At 44.0% G+C, this 24,775-nt stretch carries 22 protein-coding genes; 6 read left to right on the top strand and 16 right to left on the bottom strand.

The features are described from left to right. Window positions 1–50 precede the first annotated feature (50 nt). The gene (locus tag PXH68_RS07435; RefSeq protein WP_248028629.1) at window positions 51–1,388 is read left to right on the top strand and encodes an MATE family efflux transporter; all 1,338 of its coding nucleotides are present in this window, start codon (window positions 51–53) and stop codon (window positions 1,386–1,388) included. Window positions 1,389–1,646: 258 nt separating this feature from the next. On the opposite strand, the gene PXH68_RS07440 is transcribed toward PXH68_RS07435, so the two are convergent. Together PXH68_RS07440 and PXH68_RS07445 are read right to left on the bottom strand one after the other, a co-directional pair. Further along, complete coding sequence (locus tag PXH68_RS07440) at window positions 1,647–2,003, bottom strand: hypothetical protein (protein WP_248028630.1); 357 nt, start codon at window positions 2,001–2,003, stop codon at window positions 1,647–1,649. A 106-nt stretch (window positions 2,004–2,109) separates the two neighbouring features. Continuing rightward, the gene (locus tag PXH68_RS07445) at window positions 2,110–3,186 is read right to left on the bottom strand and encodes a site-2 protease family protein (protein ID WP_248028631.1); all 1,077 of its coding nucleotides are present in this window, start codon (window positions 3,184–3,186) and stop codon (window positions 2,110–2,112) included. 97 nt (window positions 3,187–3,283) lie between these two features. Here PXH68_RS07445 and PXH68_RS07450 point away from each other — a divergent pair. After that, window positions 3,284–4,629, top strand: a protein-coding gene (locus PXH68_RS07450; protein ID WP_316715577.1) for an IS3 family transposase whose coding sequence is annotated in 2 segments (ribosomal slippage) — window positions 3,284–3,725 and window positions 3,725–4,629 — 1,347 coding nt in all. Because the reading frame shifts where the segments join, the coding sequence is not laid out codon by codon here. A 70-nt stretch (window positions 4,630–4,699) separates the two neighbouring features. Here PXH68_RS07450 and PXH68_RS07455 read toward each other — a convergent pair. From PXH68_RS07455 to PXH68_RS07505, 11 genes are all read right to left on the bottom strand, one after another. Next, on the bottom strand, window positions 4,700–4,957 hold the full coding sequence (locus PXH68_RS07455) for a DUF896 family protein (RefSeq protein ID WP_002942632.1): 258 nt from the start codon (window positions 4,955–4,957) through the stop codon (window positions 4,700–4,702). A gap of 9 nt (window positions 4,958–4,966) precedes the next feature. Then, on the bottom strand, window positions 4,967–7,003 hold the full coding sequence (gene glyS / locus PXH68_RS07460; protein WP_248027606.1) for a glycine--tRNA ligase subunit beta: 2,037 nt from the start codon (window positions 7,001–7,003) through the stop codon (window positions 4,967–4,969). After that, window positions 7,003–7,920 carry a glycine--tRNA ligase subunit alpha gene (gene glyQ / locus PXH68_RS07465; RefSeq protein ID WP_248027608.1) on the bottom strand — a complete coding sequence of 306 codons (918 nt, stop codon included), beginning with the start codon at window positions 7,918–7,920 and terminating at the stop codon, window positions 7,003–7,005. The genes glyS and glyQ overlap by 1 nt, the downstream gene beginning before the upstream one ends. A gap of 33 nt (window positions 7,921–7,953) precedes the next feature. Beyond that, window positions 7,954–8,349: a DUF1398 domain-containing protein gene (locus PXH68_RS07470; protein ID WP_248027610.1), complete on the bottom strand. Its 396-nt coding sequence runs from the start codon at window positions 8,347–8,349 to the stop codon at window positions 7,954–7,956. 316 nt (window positions 8,350–8,665) lie between these two features. Continuing rightward, window positions 8,666–9,607 (bottom strand): L-lactate dehydrogenase, encoded by a 942-nt coding sequence (locus PXH68_RS07475; RefSeq protein ID WP_248027612.1) that lies wholly within the window; start codon window positions 9,605–9,607, stop codon window positions 8,666–8,668. Continuing rightward, on the bottom strand, window positions 9,600–10,685 hold the full coding sequence (locus PXH68_RS07480; protein WP_248027614.1) for an iron-containing alcohol dehydrogenase family protein: 1,086 nt from the start codon (window positions 10,683–10,685) through the stop codon (window positions 9,600–9,602). Before PXH68_RS07480 ends, PXH68_RS07475 begins: the two co-directional genes overlap by 8 nt. An 85-nt stretch (window positions 10,686–10,770) precedes the next feature. Next, a complete protein-coding gene (locus PXH68_RS07485) occupies window positions 10,771–11,463 on the bottom strand; it encodes a methionine ABC transporter permease (RefSeq protein ID WP_172044382.1) in 693 nt (230 codons plus the stop codon). Then, a complete protein-coding gene (locus PXH68_RS07490) occupies window positions 11,457–12,527 on the bottom strand; it encodes a methionine ABC transporter ATP-binding protein (RefSeq protein ID WP_205031496.1) in 1,071 nt (356 codons plus the stop codon). The genes PXH68_RS07485 and PXH68_RS07490 overlap by 7 nt, the downstream gene beginning before the upstream one ends. Next, the gene (locus PXH68_RS07495) at window positions 12,520–13,896 is read right to left on the bottom strand and encodes a M20/M25/M40 family metallo-hydrolase (protein ID WP_248027615.1); all 1,377 of its coding nucleotides are present in this window, start codon (window positions 13,894–13,896) and stop codon (window positions 12,520–12,522) included. Before PXH68_RS07495 ends, PXH68_RS07490 begins: the two co-directional genes overlap by 8 nt. 78 nt (window positions 13,897–13,974) lie before the next feature. Beyond that, window positions 13,975–14,859, bottom strand: coding sequence for a MetQ/NlpA family ABC transporter substrate-binding protein (locus PXH68_RS07500; RefSeq protein WP_248027617.1), 885 nt, complete (start codon window positions 14,857–14,859; stop codon window positions 13,975–13,977). A 229-nt stretch (window positions 14,860–15,088) separates the two neighbouring features. Next, window positions 15,089–15,778 carry a gamma-glutamyl-gamma-aminobutyrate hydrolase family protein gene (locus PXH68_RS07505; RefSeq protein WP_248027619.1) on the bottom strand — a complete coding sequence of 230 codons (690 nt, stop codon included), beginning with the start codon at window positions 15,776–15,778 and terminating at the stop codon, window positions 15,089–15,091. Window positions 15,779–16,307: 529 nt separating this feature from the next. Between PXH68_RS07505 and metE the strand changes: the two genes are divergently transcribed. Further along, complete coding sequence (gene metE, locus PXH68_RS07510; RefSeq protein WP_248027621.1) at window positions 16,308–18,557, top strand: 5-methyltetrahydropteroyltriglutamate--homocysteine S-methyltransferase; 2,250 nt, start codon at window positions 16,308–16,310, stop codon at window positions 18,555–18,557. 3 nt (window positions 18,558–18,560) lie between these two features. Next, complete coding sequence (gene metF, locus PXH68_RS07515; protein ID WP_205031505.1) at window positions 18,561–19,421, top strand: methylenetetrahydrofolate reductase [NAD(P)H]; 861 nt, start codon at window positions 18,561–18,563, stop codon at window positions 19,419–19,421. A gap of 306 nt (window positions 19,422–19,727) precedes the next feature. Here the strand turns inward: metF and PXH68_RS07520 are convergent, their stop codons facing one another. Then, on the bottom strand, window positions 19,728–20,444 hold the full coding sequence (locus tag PXH68_RS07520) for a YebC/PmpR family DNA-binding transcriptional regulator (RefSeq protein ID WP_004194195.1): 717 nt from the start codon (window positions 20,442–20,444) through the stop codon (window positions 19,728–19,730). Window positions 20,445–20,604: 160 nt separating this feature from the next. Between PXH68_RS07520 and PXH68_RS07525 the strand changes: the two genes are divergently transcribed. Next, the gene (locus PXH68_RS07525) at window positions 20,605–20,916 is read left to right on the top strand and encodes a PadR family transcriptional regulator (RefSeq protein ID WP_004194196.1); all 312 of its coding nucleotides are present in this window, start codon (window positions 20,605–20,607) and stop codon (window positions 20,914–20,916) included. A gap of 10 nt (window positions 20,917–20,926) precedes the next feature. After that, window positions 20,927–21,553 carry a DUF2812 domain-containing protein gene (locus PXH68_RS07530; protein ID WP_044678533.1) on the top strand — a complete coding sequence of 209 codons (627 nt, stop codon included), beginning with the start codon at window positions 20,927–20,929 and terminating at the stop codon, window positions 21,551–21,553. Window positions 21,554–21,624: 71 nt separating this feature from the next. Here the strand turns inward: PXH68_RS07530 and PXH68_RS07535 are convergent, their stop codons facing one another. Further along, entirely contained in the window at window positions 21,625–23,793 is a 2,169-nt protein-coding gene (locus tag PXH68_RS07535) for a PTS transporter subunit IIBC (protein ID WP_248027623.1), read from the bottom strand. A 38-nt stretch (window positions 23,794–23,831) separates the two neighbouring features. Beyond that, window positions 23,832–24,623 carry an endonuclease/exonuclease/phosphatase family protein gene (locus PXH68_RS07540; protein ID WP_248027625.1) on the bottom strand — a complete coding sequence of 264 codons (792 nt, stop codon included), beginning with the start codon at window positions 24,621–24,623 and terminating at the stop codon, window positions 23,832–23,834. Window positions 24,624–24,775: the final 152 nt, after the last annotated feature.

Below are 24,775 nucleotides of genomic sequence, written 5' to 3' on the forward strand. Positions count from 1 at the left end.
CTCTGAGTAGATGGGCTGTCTTTGTGAGATGATGAAAAGGAAACCATAACATGAACGATTTAACCAAGGGCAACCCCATACGAGTCATACTCCAGTTTGCCATTCCCCTCTTGATCGGAAGTTTTTTTCAGCTAGCCTATAACTTTGCTGATTCCATGATTGTCGGCCACACCTTGGGTAAGGATGCTTTTGCCAGTGTCGGATCCACAGCTAGCTTGATTTTTTTAATTATCGGTTTTGCCCAAGGGGTAACCAACGGCTTAACAATTGTAACAGCCCAACGATATGGAGCTGGCGACTGGAAAGGAGTTAAAAAATCCTTCCTGCACGGTCTCTTCTTTGCCGCTTGTGTCAGCATCTTATTGACCAGCCTCTCGTTAACTTTCTTGGATCCAATCTTGCACCTGATGCAGGTTCCAGTTTCTATTTTCCCACATTCCAAGGCCTTTTTAATGGCTATGTTTGGTGGTTTAACCTTCACCGTTTTCTATAACTATCTCTCTAGTGCCATTCGCAGTCTTGGAAATTCCAGGACTCCTTTGGTGGCCTTGATCATTGCTTCTTTCATCAACATTGGACTGGATTTCTTCTTTATTCTTGTCATGAAATGGGGCGTCTTCGGAGCTGGCTTTGCGACCATAACTGCTCAGGCATTTTCTGTTTTCTACCTCCTGGCTTATATTTATCGCAAGGTACCACACTTTCATCTAAGCAAAAGCGACTGGACCTTAGATAGGGAGAACTTGGTACACCATGCCCAGCTTGGTTTTCCCATGGGCTTTCAAGCCAGCATCATTGCCATTGGAGCAATCACCCTGCAAATTATGGTCAACCAATTAGGAACAGACGCCATTGCTGCTCAGGCCATTGCCCTGCGCACCGACCAATTAGCCATGTTACCCATGGTCAATCTTGGCCTTGCCATTTCCACCTTTACAGCCCAGAACTATGGCGCCAAACTCTATGACAGGATTCGAGAAGGTGTCCGAAAAACGCTAGTTCTCAACATCGCCTGGTCCATCCTCTTTGCCCTCTTACTGATCCTAGGCAACCGCTTCTTCTCAGGCCTCTTTCTACCAAATGCCAGTCAAACTGTACTGGACTTGGCCCTGGTTTACTACATCATTAACGGCTCTTGCTACTGGATTGTGGCTAGCCTCTTTATCCTTCGGAGTTTTATCCAAGGCCTGGGTAAAGGTTTGATTCCAACGCTGGCTGGTTTTGGAGAATTGATTTTCCGTGCTATCGTGGCCGTTCTGGGTATGCAGTATTTCGGCTTCTATGGAACCGCCGCCGCTAACCCCGCCGCCTGGATCGGAAGCATCTTGGTCCTCATTCCAAGTTCTATCATTTTTATGAAAAAATTAAAAGCTGGACAAAGTATATAAAGAAAACGCTGGGCTCAAGCCCAGCACACTTCTCAGAGTTCGTGTCAACATCTCAGCGCAGTGGTTGATTGTCAGATTTGTTCGTGTTTCACACTCCAAATCTGACCTCTACGACTGATGCGAACAGAGTTCGCCTTATTTCCAACCTCCAACTGTCCCCCAGACAGTTGGAGCTGTACGGGGGTGGGAGTAAAATAGTCCAGTGGACTATTTTAGCCCGAACCTACTGTTTGGAAGTGAGGGGAACTCTTTTTTAGACTAGTCGAGTTCTTTCCCACTCCCAAAATAATATTTCCGTAAAAATTGGATATGAAGGAGATTCCAAAGCATAGCATAGCTGATCGCCACTACAAAAGCTATGCCATATTGCCAATTAAATTCCAGCACAAGGCTGACAAAAAGGAGGATTCCAAGAAGGACCAATAACAAACTACTTATCTTTTTCTTATCCCACTTAAAATAGGCTAACAAGGGTTGGTCAGGACAAGCTTGCACTTCCTCGAACTGTTTGAAACTAGCTCCAAGACTGGCTCCTGCCGCTCCTTTAATTGCACCAGAATAATAGTGAGGAAGGAGGTAGACCGACAAATAAGCAACTGTAACATAGGCAAGCACCAACAAGGGTACATCAGTTTTTTCATGACCAACCTCCTAAAGCTTTATATACATTTATTTACAAGTGTATTTTAACATATCATTGTTATCGGTCGCAAATATTTTACTATAATAGTTGACTTTCCAACTCAATCTCTGCCAAGAGTTTGCTATAATAATCCTGCTCATCAGCCAAAAGCAGGCTGTTGGGCAGCATTTTTTTAGCCTGAGCCAGAGATTTTTTCAAGGCTTTGCTATCTTTCGTAATTCGCTGGTGATAGAGAGCCGCGATGACTTGGTAATTTCCCATAGGGTACTTGAGCAGAGCCTTGACCTGCTTGTCCTGCCCTAATGCTCTAGCCTCTTCCTCCAAGCCTTGTAAGATATAGACTTCCAACAGTACAAGTTTTGCCAGCTTCACCATATAATCATTGTCCGATTTTGCTATCAACTTCTCCAATCGCTCTCGTGCTTCTTGATACTCCCCTTTGAAAATCAGCAACTCCGTCCAGTTTAGATAGTGGGTTTGTGGTAAATGCCCTGGCAAGATTGGCAGATCCAAGACAAAATCACTTAAATTCGCTGCAGTTGGGTCCACCATGACTTGAGAAGTGTGTCTAAGTGCTTGATAGACCAATCGGCTATAGTCTGGATGAGCACGCAACTCTTGCATCTTAGCACCATCCACCATTCCAGAAGGATTGGCATTGAGTGCAAACAAGGCTAGATTGAGGAGAATTTGCGATAGAGGCAGACTCCAATGCCCTGTCAAGAATCCAATCAAAACAGAAACAAGGATGAGACTGAGATGGACAATCAAGCCACCTGCAAACATCAGAATCGCCCGAGGGTCATTCTCATCTCTTTTGACTCCGATATACTGAGCTGCTGCCCCCTGCACAATCACGGTTTTCTTCCATTTCCAGCCTTGGTCAGTCTTGACCAACAAACGATTGCCCAAGCCAAGCGCCACCAAGTCAAAACCCGTCAGCCAACCAAAGAAGGCATGACCTAATTCGTGGAGAATGAGGGTTAGGTAAAAAGTACCTAGAAACCAGACATAACCTAGACCAAACACCCACAGTCCATAGAAGGAATCATTTTCTGGTAAAAGCTGAGCCATCCCATAAGTCGAATACATGGAACTCGCAAAACCACACAGAACAGAAACACCTATAACCAACCAATTCCATACTTTCTTCATAGCAAACCTCCTTTTTAATAGTATATCAAAAAAAGACTAGAAATGAACTGCACCCCAAAAGTTAGACACAAAATCTAACGATTGGGGTGTTTTTCTTATGAAATTAAGTTATGAAGATAAACTAGAAATATATGAGCTGAGAAAGAGTGGCGTGTCGTGGGTCAACCTTAGCCAGATATACAAGGTCACTATTGCCAATCTCACATACATGATAAAACTCATGGATCGATATGGCGTGGAAAGCGTTGAAAAAGGTAAAAATAGGTATTATTCACCTGAATTAAAGCAAGAAATAATGGATAAGGTCTTGATTCATGGGTGCTCTCAACTCTCAGTTTCCCTTGATTATGCCTTGCCAAATCGAGGAATGCTTCCCAATTGGATAGCACAATACAAGAAAAACGGGTATACTATTCTTGAAAAACCAAGAGGGAGACCGAGCAAGATGGGACGTAAACGCAAGAAAACCTGGGAAGAGATGACGGAATTAGAGCGCCTTCAAGAGGAAAATGAACGTCTTCGAACTGAGGTGGCCTTCCTAAAAAAGTTGAGAGAACTTCGCTTGAGGGACGAAACACTAGTGCGCGAACAGCAGAAACAATTAGAGATATGGTCCAAGGAGGATTCCGACTAGACCTCCTACTTGCGACAGCTAAAATGCCTCGCTCAACTTATTATTATCAAGTCAAGCAACTGGAGAAACCCGACAAGAACAAAGCCATTAAGGCTGAAATTCAAGCCATTTATGATGACCATAAAGGTAATTACGGCTATCGTCGGATTTATTTAGAACTCAGAAATCGAGGTTTCTTCATCAACCACAAAAAGGTGCAGCGCTTGATGACAGTCATGGGCTTAGCGGCTCGTATTCGTCGTAAGCGCAAGTATGCTTCTTACAAAGGTGAGGTGGGTAAGAAGGCTGATAATCTGATTAAACGTCAGTTTGAGGGATCTAAGCCTTATGAAAAATGTTATACCGATGTGACGGAGTTTGCTTTGCCTGAAGGGAAACTCTACTTATCGCCTGTTCTTGACGGCTATAATAGTGAGATTATTGATTTTACCCTGTCTCGGTCACCTGACTTGAAACAGGTTCAAACCATGCTTGCGAAGGCTTTTCCAGCAGATTTATACAGTGGGACTATTCTCCACAGCGATCAAGGTTGGCAATACCAGCACCAGTCTTACCATTACTTTTTGGAAACCAAAGGCATTCGACCATCCATGTCCCGCAAAGGGAATAGCCCAGATAATGGGATGATGGAGTCTTTCTTTGGCATTCTCAAATCTGAAATGTTTTATGGACTCGAGACATCTTATCAATCACTTGATGAGCTTGAAGAAGCTATTACAGATTATATTTTTTACTACAACAACAAACGAATAAAAGCAAAATTAAAAGGACTTAGTCCTGTCCAATACAGAACTAAATCCTTTCAATAATTATTTGTCCAACTTTTTGGGGGCAGTTCAAAAACCTAGTCTTTTACTTGTTTTTTTTAGCAACGTAAATTTAGGAATTGGGATCATCCAAACTACGGCCATGCAAGCCTTTTTCACGTTGGACTTGACGGAGTTTCTCTGGCGTCACATCGTTACCGTCTTCATCAACCAGTTTAATCCCCTCAATATGATGACGGATTGCTCGACGATACCCCTCAATATATTCTTCTCTTAGCTGAGCCTGTTCAACTTTTTCCTCTGGTGTCAAGGTACCAGCTTTTTTCTTTTTAGCCAATTCATTGATACGATCGATTTTTGCTTGTTCCATGTCTGCCTCCTACTTACTATTCAAGAGATTGAAGACGGCCACTGCGGAAGCCTTATCCGCCAAGGCTTTCAAGAGGGCCAAGCGGTTGGCTTTGACCGCTGCGTCGTCCGCCATGACCATGGTATTGTCGAAGAAGGCCGCGATGACTGGGCTAAGAGCAAAGAGCTTGTCCAAGTTGCCCGCCATGTCTTCTGTCAACTCCAAGCCTGCCACTGCATCAGAAAGGGCTTTTTCCTGGTCGTTTTCGAAGAGGGCCTCATCAATGACTGTCGCCTCCGCCTTTTCAGCCAAGTTGAAGACACGTGACAAGTTTTCCACGGCTTCCTTGTAGTCAGTCTCTTTTGATTTTTGGAAAATAGCAGAGCTGGCTGCCAGTTGTAGTCTGACCACAAAGGTTGAGCTGGCAAGTACAGCCTCACGGATGTCTTTCGGAATCGCCTTATCCATCATCTTCTCTACACGGGCCCGGATAAAGTCCATCACAGCTGGCTGATTGTCATAGGTCAAGCTAGCAAAGTTCAAGCTATAGAGCTCCGCAATCAACTGATCCAATGGAATTTCCCAGCCAAATGCTTCCAAAATCCGCACGATACCCTGTGTCGCACGACGAAGAGCGTAAGGGTCGTTTGAGCCAGAAGGAATCAAGCCAACAGAGAAGAAGGATAGAAGGGTGTCGAATTTGTCAGCCAGTGCCAAGACCGCGCCGACCTTGCTCTCAGGCAATTCGCCTTCTGCAGAGTTAGGAAGATAGTGCTCACGGATAGCTGCTGCCACCGCAGGTTTTTCCCCAGCAAGAAGGGCATACTTCTCACCCATGATCCCTTGCAATTCATCAAACTCACCGACCATACCTGTCAAGAGGTCAAACTTGTAGATGTCCGCTGCACGTGCCACATCCGCTTTTTCATCCGCAGACAAGCCAGCCAAGTCAGCCAGTTTTTCTGCGATGACTTTAGTGCGTTCCATGTGCTCGTAAAGTGAGCCGATTTTCTCATGGAAGGTCACGACTTTGAGGCGTTCTACCAAGTCGGCAATCTTGAGTTTTTGGTCCTCACGCCAGAAGAACTCACCGTCTTCCAGACGAGCCACCAAAACTTTTTCATTTCCTTTGATGACATTGTCAAGGTACTGGTCGTTACCGTTACGGACAGAGATGAAGTTTGGCAAGAGCTTGCCAGCCTTATCACGCACTACGAAGTAACGTTGGTGGTTTTTCATTGAAGTGACCAAGACTTCTTCTGGTACTTCTAGGTACTTGGTGTCAAAGGAACCCATGAAAGCAGTTGGGTACTCGACCAGATTGAGAACTTCATTGAGCAGATCTTCATCAATCTCAACCGTCACATTGTGTTTGTCCTCGATCGCCTTGATTTGCTCGACGATCATATTTTGACGCTCTGCTGGGTCTGTAATGACAAACTGTGCACGCAAGTCCGCCTCGTAAGAATCTGCACTTGCAATCTCGGTTTCATTTCCAAGGAAACGATGACCACGGCTGATGCGAGCTGACGAAATGTCCAAGAAATCCATATCCAGTGCCTCGTCGTCCAAGAGAACGGTCAGGGTGTGGACTGGACGGATGTAGGCGAATTTGTTGGACGCCCAGTTCATGCTGACAGGGAAGGTCATAGCCTTCAAGACCTCTGGAATGCCCGCCAAGACTACCTTAGCTGGCTGACCAGTTTCGTGCTTGGTCACATAGACATACTCTTCACCCTTGATCTCGCGGAATTCGATGTCTGCAGTCGTCAAGCCTTTGCCACGGACAAATCCTTCTGCCGCCTTGGTGAAGTTCCCGTCTGCATCCAAGGCAATCTTCTTAGCAGGACCCTTGAAATCTTCGGTCAGGTCTGTCTGCTGGTCCGCCAAACCACGCACACGAACAGCCAAACGGCGTGGTGTTGAAAAGACATCGATGTTCTCAAAAGCCAAACGGTTGTCTGTCAAAAAAGTCGCCATGCGATCACGCAACTGGTGCATGGCTGGGGTTACGATGTAGGCAGGAATTTCTTCCAAGCCAAGTTCAACAAGTAAATTCTTTGTCATTATTCTGCGTCCTCCTTCAACAATTCTGCTCGTGTTGCTTCGTCTAAAAGTGGGAAGCCGAGTTTCTTCCGCTCTGCCACAAAGGTTTTGGCAACGACACGGGCAAGGTTACGGATACGGGCAATGTAACCTGCACGCTCGGTTACAGACACTGCACCGCGTGCATCTAGTAGGTTAAAGGTATGAGAACATTTGAGCACATAGTCAAAGGCTGGGTGAACCAAGCCCTCTTCCAAAGCCCGCTCTGCTTCTTTTTCAAACTTAGTAAAGTTTTCAAGGAGCATATTCTGGTCTGATACTTCAAAGGAGTATTTTGAATGCTCATATTCCGGCTGGATGAAAATTTCACCGTATTTAACGCCGTCTGCCCACTCAATATCGTAAACGGAGTCAACTTCTTGAATATAAGAAGCCAAACGCTCCAAACCATAAGTTACTTCGGCTGTGACTGGACCTGTTGCCAAACCACCAACTTGTTGGAAGTAGGTAAACTGCGTGATTTCCATACCGTCCAACCAAACTTCCCAGCCCAGACCTGCTGAACCTGTTGACGGGTTTTCCCAGTTGTCCTCAACGAAACGGATATCGTGTTCCAAAGGATTGATGCCCAAACGCTCCAAAGACTCCAAGTAGAGTTCTTGGATATTAGAAGGCGACGGTTTCATCACCACTTGGAATTGGTGGTGCTGATAGAGACGGTTTGGGTTTTCCCCGTAACGACCGTCCGCAGGACGACGAGAAGGCTCCACATAAGCCGCATTCCAAGGCTCAGGCCCGATAGCACGCAAGAATGTGTATGGGCTCATGGTACCCGCCCCTTTTTCCGTATCATAAGCCTGCATGAGCAAGCACCCCTGCTCATTCCAAAATTGTTGTAAGGTCAAGATAATCTCTTGAAATGTAAGTTTCTTTGACATATTTTTCCTTCTTTCTATTATATTTCAAAATTGCTAGTTCTCCACACTAGGTATGGTTTCCACAAAAACAGCCTGCTCTGCCTTGTCCAGATAGGAACAGGTCATAGCTTCTAGGTCGATGACCCACTTGTAAATGCCTGCTTCTGCTGTTTCCTGACAGAAGGTTGGAAAATCTGTTTGTCCAGCCTGATGATTGCGTAAGATAGTCACAAACTGGTCCAGATTGGCTTGGTCCGAAACAGGTTTCGTCACTTGATAGCCCTGCTTTTCCAGAGTCTGCCCTGTCTGTGAGCGATAGATAACCTGGCCAGACTGGATATCCACCGTATTTTCCACCATAGCCAAGTCCATAAAATAGGCAATCAGTTTGGGAAAATCAGGCCCTGTAAACTGCTCATGACCACGATTGATGTTTTCTAAAGTAAACATTGGTCTCCTTTCTTTGTAGTAATTGCCTCACATTCTTTGATGTAAAGCAAGAAATACTCGGTCGGCAGACAAAAAGAACCACATTCTCCTCCCCTGTCAACAGACATAGGGGCGTTGAGAACGCGGTTCCACCCTAATTTATTACTTCATTTGTATGATTCTGATTGAGTCGGACGTGGTCACGACTGGGAAAGCGCCAATTATTTCAAGACTGGCTTGGCTTTCACTCTCCCAAGCTCGCTAGACAGGCTTTTGAAACAACCTTCTTTCATGCTTAGTATTGTAGCAGAAAAATCAAGGTTTGTCTACTCTCGCCTTACAAAACCAAACTCTCCCAGTCCCCCCTCATCGCGATTTCAACACGCTCGCGGATAATGGCAGCTGACTGGTCTAGCAAGGCCGATTCTTCCTGGCTCAAGTCTAGGTCCACCGTGGCTTCAATCCCGCTCCGCCCAACTGTCGCTGGGTAGCCTAGGTAGGTCCCGTAGGCTGCAATGTAGTGGGAGACCGGCAAGACTGCTCTGCTATTGGACAAAACAGCCTCGATCAAGGTCTTGGCCGCCGCCGCAATAGCAAAGTTAGTGTAACCCTTGCCGAAGAAGACCGTGTGGCCGCCCATGCGTGCCTCCTCGGCTAGCTGGTCCAGCTCCTCTTTTGTCAACAAGGCCTGGATAGGTGTTTGACCAATCCGCACCTGGCTCCAAGCGGTGAATTGGGAGTTGCCATGCTCACCCAGATTGTAGCCTGAGATGCTGGTCGGAGCAAGCCCAAACCGCTGACTCACCGCACGCTTCATCCGAGCCGTATCTAGCAAGGTCCCCGTGCCAATCACTCGCTCTTGGGGGAAACCTGTGTAGGTCTGATAGAGTTGAGTGATGACATCAACAGGATTGGTGATAACCATGAGAATGCCTGAAAAACCAGACGCAACCAGCTTTTCCGACACTTCCTTGACCTCTTGACTGGTAAAGGGCAACTCTGCAAAACGGCTCTTGGCTGCATTGCCCTGTAGGCTGATCTTGCCAAGACTGGACACCACAATATCCGCATCCGCCAGAGCCGCATAGTCGTTGAGAATAAAGTTGGCAAACTGACCTGAATTGGCAACGCGGTCCTGCATATCCAGCACATCCGCTGCCAGTTTCTTTTCATCCTTATCAATCACCACATAGTCATCAAAGACCTGTCCAGCAATTAGGTCATGCAAAAGGGTTGCTCCAACGTGACCCAGTCCGATGATTCCAATTTTTCTAGCCATGTGCTGCCTCCACAACTTCTTCTAGACGTAGCATAGCTGCAACCACCTCATTTGCAGTGATATCCGCTCGGATATTGACATAGCTCTCTGTTGGAACGGTGGCCTTTTCGGCCACTTTTTGCATGGCAGTCAGGCGGTCTTCTGTCACTCCCAACTGGTCCCAACGGTAAATATAACCATTCTTTTGATAGAAAGGCAATAGTTTACGAACCTCATCTTCATCACCTGTCAGACAGAGCTGGACCAAGATGCCGTAGGCAACCTTTAAGCCATGGGCAATCTCGTGGGTTTCATGAAGGACTGTCAAGCCATTATGGAGGGCATGGGCTCCTGACACATAGTCACTGGTTTGACAGCCGACATTGGCAGCCACAGCATAGACCGTGTCCACCATGCGCTCAAAGGCTGGCGTGACTTGCTTTCTGTCTGCCGCATCAAGAACAGCCTCCGTATCATGCAAGAGAATGTCCTGGCTAACCTGAGCCGTCGCCAAGGCCAATTGTACCATGGCTGGTAATTCTTGCCGCTTCTTACCTCGATGAATGGCTTCCAGCTCATACCATTTGGCCAAGGTATCTGAAATGCCGCTAATCAAATACTCTTTCGGAGCATCAATCAGCAAATCATAATCTACCACCGTCATAAAACCAGACCGCTGGCAATAATCAATAGATTTGAAACTGTGGTCTGGATAATAAGCTACCAAGAGCGGAGTAGAGCAAGCACAGGTTGCAACCAGAGTCGGCACCAGAACAAGCTCAACATTGAGCCGATCGGCCACACCTTTACTGGTATCCATTACCTTGCCACCGCCGATACCGACAATGACATCTGCCCCTAGTTGACGGGCTCGATCTGCCAAACGGTCCATGTCCTCATGGCTGGCTGTACGGTCATAGAAGAGTACCGACCAGTCTGCCTCCTTACCGTAATGCTTAACAAAGGCGGCATAGGCTACTTGGCCCGTCACAATCACTGGTCGCTGGAAGAGAGAAAGCCGAGCAGGCAATTCTTTCAAGGCACCTTGGGAAGCTACGTATTGACCAGGCTCACCACGTACTAATTTTTCAAACTCCATAAGCGGTCACTCCTTTTTAGTTTAGTATAGTAAAAAACAAAGACACGGTCAAACTTCCACTTGTCTTTGTTTCTAACAGTATGTTCTAGCGATGGTTGATTTTTTTCGTAAGGAAATCACCAACAAACTGAATGACGAAGATCATCACCAAGATGAGAATAGTCGCCACCAAGGTAACGTCATCTGCGAAGCGATTGTAACCATAGGAAATCGCTACGTTTCCTAAACCACCTGAACCAATCGCTCCTGCCATGGCTGTATAACCAACGAGGGAAATCAAGGTCAAGGTTGTCACACGGATGATATCTGGAAGACCTTCGCGCAAGTAAACCCCAATAATATCTGGAATGGTTGCCCCAGAAGCCTGAGCCGCCTCAATCACGCCACGGTCCAGTTCTGATAAGACAACTTGGATTTGGCGAGCATAAAATGGAAAGACTGATAAGGCCAAAGGAACCAAGGCTGCCTTGGCACCAATACCTGTCCCCACAATAGCACGTGTTACAGGGTTCAAGAAAGCCAATAAGATGATAAATGGAATCGCACGAAAGAGCGATGCAACCTTATCTAAAATCCAAAAGACATACTTATTTTCCAAAACACCTCTTGGGGCTGTAAGGACCAACAAAAGTCCTGTAATCAAGCCCAATAGTCCACCAAATAAGAAAGACCAACCCGTCATGTAGATGGTCGCATTAATAGCTGTCAACCAACCTGTTTGCGTATCCCATCCCATTCTATATACATTGGGCATATAAGTTTCAATCCATTCTAACATGGCTGCTCTCCTTTCAAAATCGTTACTTCAACATGGGCTTCCGTTACAGCTTCAAGTGCTCGGTGGATATTGCCAGGCTCTCCTGACAAAATCAAGACCATTTCACCAACTGGCGTGTGGTCCAAGATTTCAATATTTCCATAAAGGATATTGGAAGAAACCTGATAAAACTTATAGAGATCATTGACAATAGCTGTATCTGTGCTAGCACCTGAATACTTGAGTTGTACCAATAGGCTGTTCTCTGGCAAGTTTTGCACAATTCCCTGTTGGTAAATCTTCACCAAGGCCTCATCAATTCCTGTTGCTGTTTTGATAAAATCTTGGGTCAATTCTTCTTTTGGATGCGAGAAGATTTCAAGGACAGAGCCTTCTTCAATCAAGCGACCATCCTGCATAACAGCCACACGATTGGCAATATCTTTGACAATCTGCATTTCATGGGTAATCAAAACAATAGTCAAGCCAAGTTTTTCATTCAACTCCTGCAAGAGAGCCAGAATTTGCTTGGTTGTACGAGGGTCCAAGGCAGAGGTTGATTCATCTGAAATCAAGATTTTCGGATCATTTGCTAAGGCACGCGCAATAGCTACCCGTTGTTTCTGACCACCTGACAATTGGGCAGGGTAGTTTTCAGCTCTATCTGCCAATCCCACCAATTCCAAGAGACGGTTGACTTTTTCTGCCTTCTCTTCCTTGCTCAATCCAGAATGTTTCAGGGCAAAGGCAACGTTTTCTGCTGCCGTCATTTGTGCCATCAGATTAAAATGCTGGAAAATCATACCGATATCACGGCGTTTTTCCCGTAATTGAGCAGGGCTCAAGGTTACTTTTCCTTGGTCAAAAATCACATCATCATCGATGGTAATCGTTCCAGCCGTTGGCACTTGCAAGAGATTGATGACACGAACCAGGGTTGACTTACCAGCCCCCGAATAGCCCACGATGCCATAAATATCTCCCTGATTAATATGGATGCTGACATCCTTGACCGCTGTAATCTCCCGTTTTTTCTGACGGAAGGTCACATCAATATTGTCTAATTTAATGATTTCCTTACTCATACGCTTTAATCAACTCCTCAATTAATTCAACATGTGCAATGTAGTCTGCAATCTTCACATTTTCATCACCTGCATGGTCTCGACTACCCTCATGTCCCAAACCAAATCCAGCAATGGGAACACCTAAGGCATGAAAGACTGTATGCATGGGACCTGTACCAGGTGAGGTCGGCAGTACCGACACCCCCTGGGGATAAAAAGACTTAGCCAAATCGATGACCTTTACAATGGCAGGTGCAGACATATCCGAACGGTAGGATTCTTCCCCTAGGGTAAATGCTACCTCAACTTGGTCAAATCCTTGATCTGCCAGATAGGTACGAATAGCACTTAAAACGCCATCAGGCGTCAAACCTGGAACCAGACGAACCTCCATCTTGGCACTAGCATTGGCAGGAATGATGGTCTTGACTCCCTGCCCCTGATAGCCTGTGGACAAACCTTCAATGGTAATAGATGGTTCAAAATACAATCGTTTCAAAAGTTCTCTGCGTTCCTGACGCAAGAGCGGTAAACTTAAACCATAAATTTCTTTCAAACTATCTGCATTGACCAAGGCATATTCCTCTACCAAGGCCATTTCACGCTCGTTAGGTTCTTGGACCTTATCATAAATCCCTGGAACCTTGATACGACCGTCTGATTCACGTAGACTAGAAATAGCTTGCAACAAGTACCAGGCTGCCGAGTCAATTACCCCACTAAAGGAGGAATGAATATCCAAATCAGCACTCTTGACAGAGACATCAAAGGTCACGATCCCCTTGTTCCCACCAGCGATTTCCAATTGGTCCTTCTTATTACGGATACCTTGTTCCCAGACCAAGAGTTCTGCCTGACTAAGCTGGTCCTTGTATTTGACCAGATACTTGTCCAAATCCACCGAAGCAGACTCCTCAGCTCCTTCCATGATAAAGATAATATGAACTGGAAGGCTGCCATGCTGGGCCAAGTATTTTTTGACAGCAGATAGGCGAGCTACAATGTGTCCCTTATCATCATCCACCCCGCGACCGTACATACTGTCTTCAGTCAGGGTTAATTCAAAAGGCTGGCCTTTGAGCCAGATTTGGTCGCTGTCGGCTGGAACCGTATCGTAGTGGTTGTAGAAAATAATGGTTTTGGCTTCAGGATTATCTGCTTCAAATCTCGCCAAGACAAAAGGTGCTGCGAATGACTTATCAACCAAGACATTGGCTCCTGCTTCTTCAAATACCTCTTGAAGATAATCAGCCACCTCTTCCAGACCAATTTGTTGGGCAAAAATCGATTTTTTACCAATCAAGGCCTTCAGATGCTCCAAATCCTGCTGGACAATGGCATCCTGCCAAAATTTTTCAATTTGTTCTTTTTCTGACAAAAATGCCATTTTGACTTTCCTCTCTAAAAACAGGAATAGAAGCTGAAACACATGTATCAGCTTCCTCTACTCCCTATCTATAAACTATTATTCTGCTGAAACTTCATCCCAGATAGCGAAATCTGTTTGATTTGAAGCACGTTCGATGATTTCTGCAACTTCATCCGTGTTATAGGCTGCAATCAAAGTTTTAATTGCATCAGCCTTGTCAGATTCTTCCCAACCGTTTTGCGCTGCAATAACGTTGTACCAAACTTCAGTGTCTGCACCTTTTTGCTCGATGTAGAGGGCTTTAGAAGTATCAAGACCTGCTTCTTGTGCATAGTTGTTGTTGATAACTGCACCGTCAACTGACTCAAGTGAGCGAACTGTTTGGCTTGCATCCAATTCTGTAATAGTGATGTTCTTTGGATTTGAAGTGATGTGTGAAAGTGTTGCCAATTCGCCATCTGCAACATCCAACTCGATCAAACCTGCTGACTCAAGCAAGAAGAGGGCACGGCTTTCGTTTGTTGCATCGTTTGGAACGGCAATTTCTGCACCTTCTGGAATATCTTCAATAGAAGTATACTTATCTTTACCACCTTCAACACCAGAGTAGAAGCGGATTGGGCTGTACAATGTGTAACCAGCTACTTGCAAGTCACCACCGTTTTCAGTGTTCCAGTTGTTCAAGAAGTAAATATGTTGGAAGGCATTGACATCCACATCTCCTTCAGCCAAAGCCTTGTTTGGTTGTGAGTAATCTGTGAACTCTGTCAACTCAACTGTTACACCCTCAGCTGCTGCCAACTCCGTTACCTTGTCCCAAACTTCTGTCGTATAGGCATTACGTGTCATAATCCCCACTTTTACAGTTGTTGTGTCTGCAGAAGACTCCGTTGTTGTTGAAGAACTTGAACTGCACGCCGCCAAAAGACCTAGTGAGAGAGCAGCTGTTGCTGCAAGACCAAAAATTTTCTTTAATTTCATGTTGTATATCTCCTTAATTTGAACTATCCCTATCTTACCACAGGGAAAGCAATCTGGCTATTAGACTTTTTTTATGCTCAGATATAAGAAAAAACTATAACAAACATATTATTGGTTATTAGTTTTGAACCATTTGTATATAGATACGGACAGAATAGCCCAAACTCCCAAATATTCTACCAAGCAGCTCCAAATGAAAAATGAACAAAAAAGCACCGAACTGGTGCTTTTATAATTGTTCCACTAAATAACGAAAGAGTTGGCGTGAGCGTTCGCATTCTTGCCACAGAAATTCTGGGTGCCATTGAATCCCCAGCAGTGAAGCCCCTTTTCGACTTTCAAAAGCTTCAATCGTTCCATCTCTTGGATCATGGGCAGTAGCTACCAAGCCTGGTGCCAAATCCTTGATGCTCTGACGATGGAAAGAGTTGATCTGACTGCCTTGGTCAAATAGCTGACCAACACGACTGTGAGGTTTGATACGAAGACTATGCGAAGTTCCAGCATACCCATCTTGCCAGTGATCCTCAATAGCCTGATGGAGACTACCACCAAGGGCGACATTTAAAAGTTGCATGCCTCGGCACACTGCAAAAATCGGTTTGTTTTGCTTCAAAGCCTCTCGAATCAGAGCCAATTCAAACTCATCACGCGCCAATAAATAGTCATCACTTTCAATCGACTTTTCTTCTCCATAGAAACGAGGATCCACATGCTGACCACCCGACAAAATTAATTTATCAATCATAGTCACGTAGTCTCTGGCCTGGGAAACCTCTCCCATGGGGATGACAATAGGCAATCCACCCGCGTCGCTAACACCTTGAGCCAATTCGCTTGCGACGGTAACATAAGTCATGCCTGTCTGACCAGGAATATGCTTTTCATTTCCAGTAATTCCTACAAGAACTTTTGCCATACAGGCACCACCTTTCGACCTACTTGAACAACATTCTACCATGTCCCTCTATTCTTGTAAAATAGAGATCTTTTATCAGGACTTTAAGAATTTTTATCAGTCACATACCTAGATTGAACATGCACTGCAAGCTGATGAAATCAACTGGATACAACAAATCCAAAGAAAGAATGATTTTTAGCATTTTCATTTGGTTCTTCTTGTTAAACAGTTGAGTTATTGCTGCTGCATTTTTTACATGGAACCAATATATAAAGTTTATGACCTCTTAAAAAAATTTTTATAAGAACCTAACTCGACTCCAATTTTTCAACATCGAAAATATGACTCAAAAAACCGACAACAAAATAGTAGAAAACTCAAATATCTAATTGTTTTATTTGTAAAACTATAACTACGACTGCATTGGATCACTAGATAAGAATGATTGGTATAGTTTTTGACTATATACTTCCTTATTTATTTTCAATTATACAGACCTGAATGTTTTTGTTAGGATAAAGGGGTAGAATATTTTGGAGGATCGAACATGACAACAACTATTATCGGATTTCCCCGTATCGGCGAACACCGCCAATTAAAATTTATCACTGAAAAATACTTTAGAAACGAAATTCCGCAAGAAGAGCTTTTAGCGGCAGCAAAGGACCTGCGTGCCAAGCACTGGACTATTGTTAAAGAAGTCGGCATTACTGAAATCCCAAGCAATGACTTCTCACACTATGACAATGTTTTGGATGCAGCTGTTCTCTTCAATATCGTACCAAAAGCAGTTCAGGACCTGGACTTGACTGATCTTGAAAAATACTTCGCTTTGGCGCGTGGCTATCAAGGAGACAAGGGTGATGTTCGTGCTAGACCAATGAAAAAATGGTTCAACACCAACTACCACTATATCGTTCCAGCTATTGAAAAAGACACAGAAATCAAACTAGCTGGTCACAAGATTTTCGACGAATTCCAAGAAGCAAAGGATCTGGGAATTACTACTCGTCCAGTCCTTATTGGTCCATTCACCCTCTTACAATTAACTGATTTTGAAGAAGGTGTGAAAGCTGAAGATGTAGCAGATAGCTTGGTTGCTGCCTACGGACAAGTATTTGCAAAATTGGCAGAACTTGGCGCTGAAAAAATCCAGTTAGACGAACCTAGCTTGGTCAAGGATTTGACTGCTGAAGAAAAAGCCCTTTTCTTAAACATCTACCAAACACTCTTGACAAATAAGAAAGGCTTACAAGTCCTTATCCAAACCTACTTCGGAGATGTGCGTGATATTTACACAGAATTAACAAACCTACCAGTCGATGCCATCGGTCTTGACTTTGTTGAAGGTAAGGAAACGGCTGCACTTGTAGCAACGGGCTTCCCGGCTGATAAGACCCTCTACGCTGGTATCGTCAACGGTAAAAACATCTGGCGTAACAACTATGAAAAGAGCTTGGCTGTCTTGGAGGCTATCCCAGCTGAAAATATCGTTCTAACAACTTCTTGTTCCCTTCTTCATGTACCATTTACTACAGCTAATGAAGAATTTGAACCTGCTATCCTCAATCACTTTGCCTTTGCGGTTGAAAAATTGAGCGAATTGCGTGATTTGGATGCTATTCGTAATGGTCAAGGAGAATCTGCTCTCATAGCCAACAAGGAACTCTTTGCCCTTGAGCGTGTTGGTCGTGATGCAGACCTTGCAGACCGCTTGGCAGGTTTGACAGATGCAGACTACACTCGTCTTCCAGTCTTTGCGGAACGTGAAGCTATCCAGCGCGAAAAATTGAACTTGCCACTACTTCCAACCACTACTATCGGTTCTTTCCCTCAAACCAAGGACGTCCGCAGCACTCGCTTAGCCTTCCGCCGTGGCGAAATTACCGAAGCAGAATACGATTCCTTTGTTGAATCTCGGACGGATGAGTGGATTAAGTGGCAGGAAGAAGTTGACTTCGATGTACTGGTTCACGGTGAATTTGAACGCAACGACATGGTTGAATACTTCGGTGAAAACCTATCTGGCTACCTCTTCAGTAAAAACGGTTGGGTCCAATCTTATGGACTTCGTGGAGTAAAACCACCAATCATCTGGGGCGATGTTACTCGCTTGAACCCAATTACTGTTAAATGGTCTAGCTATGCTCAAAGCCGTACCAATAAACCAGTCAAAGGGATGTTGACAGGACCTGTAACCATCCTCAACTGGTCCTTCCCACGTGAAGACATCTCTATCAAGGAATCAACTCTTCAAATCGCTCTTGCTATCAAGGAAGAAGTTCTCGACCTTGAAGCAGCAGGTATCAAGATTATCCAAATCGACGAAGCAGCCCTTCGTGAAAAATTACCACTCCGTCGTAGTGACTGGTACAGCGAGTACCTTGACTGGGCAATTCCTGCCTTCCGTTTGGTACACTCAACTGTTGCGCCAGATACACAAATCCACACACACATGTGCTATAGCGAATTTACAGATATTATTCCAGCCATCGACAACATGGATGCGGATGTGATTTCCTTTGAAGCTAGCCGTTCTAATCTCGTGATTCTAGATGAACTCAAGGCCAAGAACTTCCAAACTCAGGTAGGCCCTGGTGTCTATGACATCCACTCTCCACGAGTACCTGCAGTTGAGGAGATTTCACAAACTATTCAGGCCATTCTTTCAAAAGTACCAAAAGAAAAAGTCTGGATCAACCCAGACTGCGGTCTAAAAACTCGTGGTGAATCAGAAACCAAAGCTAGCCTTATCCACTTGACCCAAGCAGCCAAGGCAGCCAGAAAGGAACTCTAATCTATGACTGGTCAAGCCCCAAGTCTCTCTTTTGAAATTTTTCCTCCAAAACCAGAAGTAGGCAATGAAAAGATTCTCCAAGCACTTAGAGAAATGCAAGGCTTGGCCCCTCATTTTATCAGCGTCACTTGTAGCAATAATAACTTAAACGTCGAAGAAACAACCGTTCGCCTATCGGACTATGTTCGCAATGACTTACAAGTACCGACCATTGCCCATCTACCGGCAGCCTATCTGACAAAAGAAAAAGTTAGCTCTGTTCTTCAGTCCTTGGACCGCATTGGTGTACAAAGGATTTTGGCACTGCGTGGTGACATTATCCAAGGTCTCCCTCCTAAGGAAGATTTTCGGTATGCGACTGATTTGATTTCCTTCATTAAGGAAGAAGCTCCGCATTTTGACATTATCGGAGCCTGCTATCCTGAAGGCCATCCAGAGTCAGGAAGTGCTGTTGCGGATATTAAAAATTTGAAAAAGAAGGTGGATGCTGGCTGTTCCAGTCTTGTAACCCAACTCTTTTTCGACAACGATGTTTTCTATGATTTTCAAGAGAAATGCTATCTAGCTGATATCGAAGTGCCGATTATCGCAGGAATCATGCCTATCATCAACAGGAATCAGGCACTTCGACTCTTGAAAACCTGTGAGAATATCCGTCTCCCACGCAAGTTCAAAGCCATTTTGGAAAAATACGAACACCAACCTGAGTCCTTGCGTGCAGCAGGCCTTGCCTATGCCGTTGACCAAATTGTTGATTTGGTCACCAATGATGTCGCTGGTGTCCACCTCTATACCATGAACAAGGCAGAGACCGCTAGATATATCCATCAAGCAACCCACTCCCTCTTTAGACACTTTGGTTAAATCATCACCGCCACTCGCGGTGATTTTTTTCTTGCTTAAGTTTGAATACCTACGCTTTGAGGAAAAAGAATCGGTTCCCAACCCCTCACTTTTATTTTTCTCGGTTCAGACTGAAACAGTTTGCTGAACTGTCTCACTCTCCCAGACTGTTGGTTATAAAAAACTGCCTGCCGGCAGTTCTTATCTCCAAACTTTTAGTATAAAAAAGTGCTACCCTATTTTTAGATAAAAAGAAAACCAGCTGCCGCTGGTTCTCATCTCCAACCTTTTAAGCCAAAAATTGTCCTCATGGACAATTTTTGTTGCTTAAAAGCCATCTACATTCGTGTAGATTTTTTGGACGTCTTCGTCGTCTTCGAGGGCATCGTAGAGTTTTTCAAATGTTGCGAGGTCATCGCCTTCAAGTGATACTTCTGATTGTGGAATCATTTCAAGTTCAGTAACGTTGAACTCTTGAATTCCTGATTCTTTGAGTGCCACGATTGCCTTGTGCAAATCCGTTGGAGCTGTATAGACAGTGATTGTGCCGTCTTCTGCTTCTACATCATCGACTTCAACATCTGCTTCTAAGAGCAATTCGAAGATGGCATCTGCATCATCACCAGCAAATACAACCACACCTTTTTTATCAAACATGAATGATACGGAACCAGATGCACCCATGTTTCCACCGTTTTTACCAAAGGCAGAGCGAACATTGGCTGCGGTACGGTTTACGTTTGATGTCAAGGTATCAACGATAATCATAGAACCATTTGGTCCAAAGCCTTCGTAACGACCTTCCACGAAGGTTTCATCTGTGTTTCCTTTTGCCTTGTCAATGGCCTTGTCAATGATGTGTTTTGGAACCTGCGCTTGCTTAGCACGGTCGATAACAAATTTCAGCGCTGAGTTTGTTTCTGGATCTGGGTCACCCTTTTTCGCTGCTACATAGATTTCAACACCAAATTTGGCGTAAACTTTTGAGTTAGCACCGTCTTTTGCGGTTTTCTTGGCTACAATATTGGCCCATTTACGTCCCATGGGGAACCTCCTACATTTTATAAAATCGCTTTATTATACCATAAATGGTAAGGATTGAGAAGATTTTTAAAATCTTCTTCACTATACAGTTGACATGTATAGTTTTCCGATATATAATATATAGCACAACTGTACATTTGAACTACATAGGAGAAGCCAAATGAAAAGGAACAAGCACCTCCCCCTAACGGAGACAACTTACTATATTCTATTAGCCCTCTTGGAACCTGCCCATGGCTACCATATCATGCAAAAAGTAGAGGATATGAGTGATGGTGATGTGAAAATCGCTGCAGGAACCATGTATGGAGCGATTGAGAATCTTTTGAAACTAAAATGGATTTGTTCCGTTCCAAGTTCCGATAAAAGAAGAAAAGTCTATCAAGTAACAGCAACGGGACAAGAGATTATTAAACTGGAAACACAGCGTATTCAAAAACTACATCATATTGCCAAAGAATTAGGTTTTTAAGGAGGAAGCCATGATAAGACACAAATTATTCACCAGTTTACAAGAGGAAGAACATTGGATTAATTCGATTCAATCCGAAGGTTATCAGCTTATCAAAGTAACTCCTTGGACAGCAGCCTATCATTTTGAAAAATGTAGTCGAACCCCTCATCCCGTACGCCTTGATTTTCACGAACATATTGCAAAAGGAGAATATTCAAATTACCTCTCTCTATTTGAAGACTGTGGTTGGCAACCTATACAAGGTAGTCGTAGATGTGGCATCCATTATTTTCAACAAACAATCGAAGCTTCAAGCACAGAAATTTTTTCTGATACCGAATCGAAAAAAGCATTCTATTCACGCTACCAAAATTATGCCTACTCCTATTTCGGATTATTTCTGACTTTATTTTTTATCCATTACCAAGTTGGACTCCAAAATGGATACACACTTTGGAATCCTAAATCCTGGTACCTAACTCCAGGACTATGGGAACGGACTGGTACCAGTTTTTGGTTTGGTTTTCTCTTTGAAACCCCATTCGCATTGTTTAGAAGTGGCATCATTCCGTTATTTTTCCTTGCTTGGTCTATTTATTTCCTCCATATCGCTGAAAAAGGTAAAAAAGAAGCGAAGAAATTAGAAAAATACTGATGGCATACTATCCAAAAGAAAAAGATTGAAAAGAATTGACTGCAATCATCTTTTCAATCTTTTTTTACTTTTTACAACTCTACTTTAGCAACTTGGCTATCTTGACTGACTTGTCCAAGATTTTCAAGACTGACAGATTTGATTTCAGCTGTGTTTGTGAAGACAACGACGATGGTTGTTTCACGTCCTGCTGAGCGAATAGCTTCAAGGTCTGCAACAAGGAGCAAGTCTCCTGCTTCAACGCGTTGGCCATCTGTTACCTTAGCTGAGAATGGAGCACCGTTTAGCGCAACCGTATCTAGGCCGACGTGCACCAAGACTTCTACACCCTTTTCAGACAAAATACCGACAGCGTGTTTGGTTGGGAAGACACTGGTTACAATACCTGAAACTGGTGCGTAAACATTGCCGGAGCTAGGCTCAACTGCATAACCGTCGCCCATCATTTTTTGTGAAAAGACTGGATCTTTCACTTCTGTGATGGCAATGGCTTGCCCTTCAGCAACAGAGTAAACTGTCTCCGTCACATCTTTGAAATGAGTCTCAGGAGCAACTTCTTCTGTCGCCACAATTTCTGTATGAGGAATAGCAACGCCTGATTCTAGCAAGTCTTGAATGTCTGATTTGAGAACATCTGCTTTTGGTCCATAGACTGCTTGAACACCTGAGTCTTTGATAATCAAGCCCATAGCACCAGCCTGTTTCCAAGCATTTTCATCTCCAACTTGTGCCACATCTTTAACACTAACGCGAAGACGAGTCATACAAGCATCCACATCTGCGATATTATCACGACCACCAAGCAAGTTGATGATTTGAACCACTTGTGAATTGGCATCTGCAGTATCTACGTTTGAGTTCGAAACCACATCTGTTGTTTCTGTATCATAGTTACCATTGCGTCCAGCTGTTGCTAGGTTGAATTTCTTAATCATAAAGTCGGCAATGAAGTACATTCCAACTGCAAAGAGGGCTGTTACCCAAATGAAGTTGACCACGTCCATACCGATACCAGCTTTGATTGCCATCGGTGTACGTGTAAGGAATTCGATATTACCGAATGAGTGCATACGCAAGTTGACAATATCTGCCATTGCAAAAGCTGCACCCTGTACCAAAGCATAGACAACATAAAGTGGCATTGCCGCAAACATGAACATGAACTCGATTGGTTCTGTTACACCTGTCAAGAAGACAGCAAGTGCAGAAGATAGGAACATCCCTTTGTATTTTTTCTTCTTATCTGGATCAACATTGCGATACATGGCATAGGACAATCCCATAAGAATACCTGAGGAACCAATCATTTGTCCAACTTTGAAACGAGCTGGAGTTACATTCGCTAAAAGATCATTGTACTGGGTCATATCCCCAGCATCCTTGAGGTTAATCAAGTCAGTAATCCAAGCCAACCAAAGCGGATCTTGGCCAAATACCTGTGTACCTGCTTGAGCACCTGTCAAGATGTCATAGGTCCCACCAAGCGAAGTATAGTTCATCGGAATGGTCAACATGTGGTGAAGACCGAATGGAAGAAGCAAGCGTTCCAAGGTACCGTAAACAAATGGTGCCAAGATTGGAGCTGTTTCTTGCGAAGTCGCAATCCATTTACCAAAGCTGTTGATCCCTGTTTGAACAAGCGGCCAGAAAATCGCCAAACCTAACGCAACAAGTACAGAGCGATAGATAACCACAAATGGTACGAAGCGTTTGCCGTTAAAGAAAGTCAAAACATCTGGTAATTTGCGGTAATTGTAGTATTTGTTATAAGTTGTTGCTCCTACAAAACCAGCGATGATACCAACGAAGACACCCATGTTAAGGGCAGGTTGGCCCAAGATATTGACGAAGTAACCTGAAACTGGGATTTGTGTCCCGAAGACTGTGCTGACTGTCGCTTCTGCATCTGACAACATAGCTGTACTTACGCCAAAGAAATGACCAGTAATCAAGTTAATGAGAATAAAGGCAAGACCTGCTGAGAAGGCACCACCAGCCTTTTCCTTAGCCCAGCTACCACCAATTGCCAAGGCAAAGAGCAAGTGAAGGTTACCGATAATTCCCCAACCAATTTGCGCAATAATATTCCCAATTCGAGCCAATAGCTCTGAATCTTGGCTAATCAGAGGAATTGAGTTCCCGATTGACACCATGAGACCCGCCGCTGGCATTACGGCAATCACAACCATTAAACACTTCCCGAACTTTTGCCAAAATTCGAAACTAAGAATTTTTTTCATGTTCTTCTCCTTAAATAGTTTTCATAGTCTTATGACCTTTAAATACTTACATTTACTTCTACACCGAAGTGATCCGAAATAACCGGTAGATTATCTCCATTGAAAATCACTCGACTGGATTGAACTTGTCTTTCCTGATTTAAGAACACATAGTCCAGACGTTTTTCCTGACTGTGCCCAGCCCAACCATCTATAGCTTTTTCAACAGTGATACCACTGTCCTTTTCCACTGCCAAATCATAACTATCATAAAGACCTAGATTCTTAATAGCTTGATAGGCTTGAGGATCCGATAGTGCATCCGTATTGAAATCACCCATGAGAATTTTCAAGCGTTCCTGGCTAGTTCGATTAACAATCTTTCGAACATTTTCCAGCTGGTCTTCCTCTGGGTGCCCCGGAAGATTGATATGGCAGGAATACAAGTCAATCAACTCATTCCCATATGCTACCGTCAAGCCAATAATCTTGCGAGACAGGATTGATGTCAGATCTTGGTGCTGACTACAATAGAAAGCATCCACTTCGTAGACCGGTAATGTTGTTAGAAAAGCAATCCCTTCATCATACTTATCATAGCCGATATGAGAATTGGACCAGAAATAAGAATAACCAACTACTCCCAGCTCTTTCAGCTTTTCAAGCAAAACCAAACCATAATTATCCTTTCGTAAGTCCTTTGTTACCAAGGGATTTGCCATCAGTTGATTGACTTCTTGTAAGGCAATCACGTCATATTGCTTTTGAGCAATGGTCTGAGCAAGTATGTCCAACTTTTGGTCTTGATTTTCTTCTAACCAGGCATGGACATTGACTGTTAGTAATTTCATAGGTCTCCTTTCTTCATCATATTCTGAAATAAAGCGCTTCCGTATTTGTAAGACAATTGTAACGTAAACGTTTCCATTTGTCAACTCTTTTACGGAACAATTCATCAACTTTTACGTAATTCTTTTTAAAAAAACTATAAAACTGACGATTA

The organism is Streptococcus sp. 29896 (assembly GCF_032594915.1).
Classification (GTDB): domain Bacteria; phylum Bacillota; class Bacilli; order Lactobacillales; family Streptococcaceae; genus Streptococcus; species Streptococcus suivaginalis.

Coding starts and splice junctions, on each gene's coding strand:
- PXH68_RS07435 (WP_248028629.1), top strand. CDS start 51: ATGAACGATTTAACCAAGGGCAACCCCATACGAGTCATACTCCAGTTT.
- PXH68_RS07445 (WP_248028631.1), bottom strand. CDS start 3,186: ATGAAGAAAGTATGGAATTGGTTGGTTATAGGTGTTTCTGTTCTGTGT.
- PXH68_RS07455 (WP_002942632.1), bottom strand. CDS start 4,957: ATGGAACAAGCAAAAATCGATCGTATCAATGAATTGGCTAAAAAGAAA.
- glyS (WP_248027606.1), bottom strand. CDS start 7,003: ATGACAAAGAATTTACTTGTTGAACTTGGCTTGGAAGAAATTCCTGCC.
- glyQ (WP_248027608.1), bottom strand. CDS start 7,920: ATGTCAAAGAAACTTACATTTCAAGAGATTATCTTGACCTTACAACAA.
- PXH68_RS07470 (WP_248027610.1), bottom strand. CDS start 8,349: ATGTTTACTTTAGAAAACATCAATCGTGGTCATGAGCAGTTTACAGGG.
- PXH68_RS07475 (WP_248027612.1), bottom strand. CDS start 9,607: ATGGCTAGAAAAATTGGAATCATCGGACTGGGTCACGTTGGAGCAACC.
- PXH68_RS07480 (WP_248027614.1), bottom strand. CDS start 10,685: ATGGAGTTTGAAAAATTAGTACGTGGTGAGCCTGGTCAATACGTAGCT.
- PXH68_RS07485 (WP_172044382.1), bottom strand. CDS start 11,463: ATGTTAGAATGGATTGAAACTTATATGCCCAATGTATATAGAATGGGA.
- PXH68_RS07490 (WP_205031496.1), bottom strand. CDS start 12,527: ATGAGTAAGGAAATCATTAAATTAGACAATATTGATGTGACCTTCCGT.
- PXH68_RS07495 (WP_248027615.1), bottom strand. CDS start 13,896: ATGGCATTTTTGTCAGAAAAAGAACAAATTGAAAAATTTTGGCAGGAT.
- PXH68_RS07500 (WP_248027617.1), bottom strand. CDS start 14,859: ATGAAATTAAAGAAAATTTTTGGTCTTGCAGCAACAGCTGCTCTCTCA.
- PXH68_RS07505 (WP_248027619.1), bottom strand. CDS start 15,778: ATGGCAAAAGTTCTTGTAGGAATTACTGGAAATGAAAAGCATATTCCT.
- metE (WP_248027621.1), top strand. CDS start 16,308: ATGACAACAACTATTATCGGATTTCCCCGTATCGGCGAACACCGCCAA.
- metF (WP_205031505.1), top strand. CDS start 18,561: ATGACTGGTCAAGCCCCAAGTCTCTCTTTTGAAATTTTTCCTCCAAAA.
- PXH68_RS07520 (WP_004194195.1), bottom strand. CDS start 20,444: ATGGGACGTAAATGGGCCAATATTGTAGCCAAGAAAACCGCAAAAGAC.
- PXH68_RS07525 (WP_004194196.1), top strand. CDS start 20,605: ATGAAAAGGAACAAGCACCTCCCCCTAACGGAGACAACTTACTATATT.
- PXH68_RS07530 (WP_044678533.1), top strand. CDS start 20,927: ATGATAAGACACAAATTATTCACCAGTTTACAAGAGGAAGAACATTGG.
- PXH68_RS07535 (WP_248027623.1), bottom strand. CDS start 23,793: ATGAAAAAAATTCTTAGTTTCGAATTTTGGCAAAAGTTCGGGAAGTGT.
- PXH68_RS07540 (WP_248027625.1), bottom strand. CDS start 24,623: ATGAAATTACTAACAGTCAATGTCCATGCCTGGTTAGAAGAAAATCAA.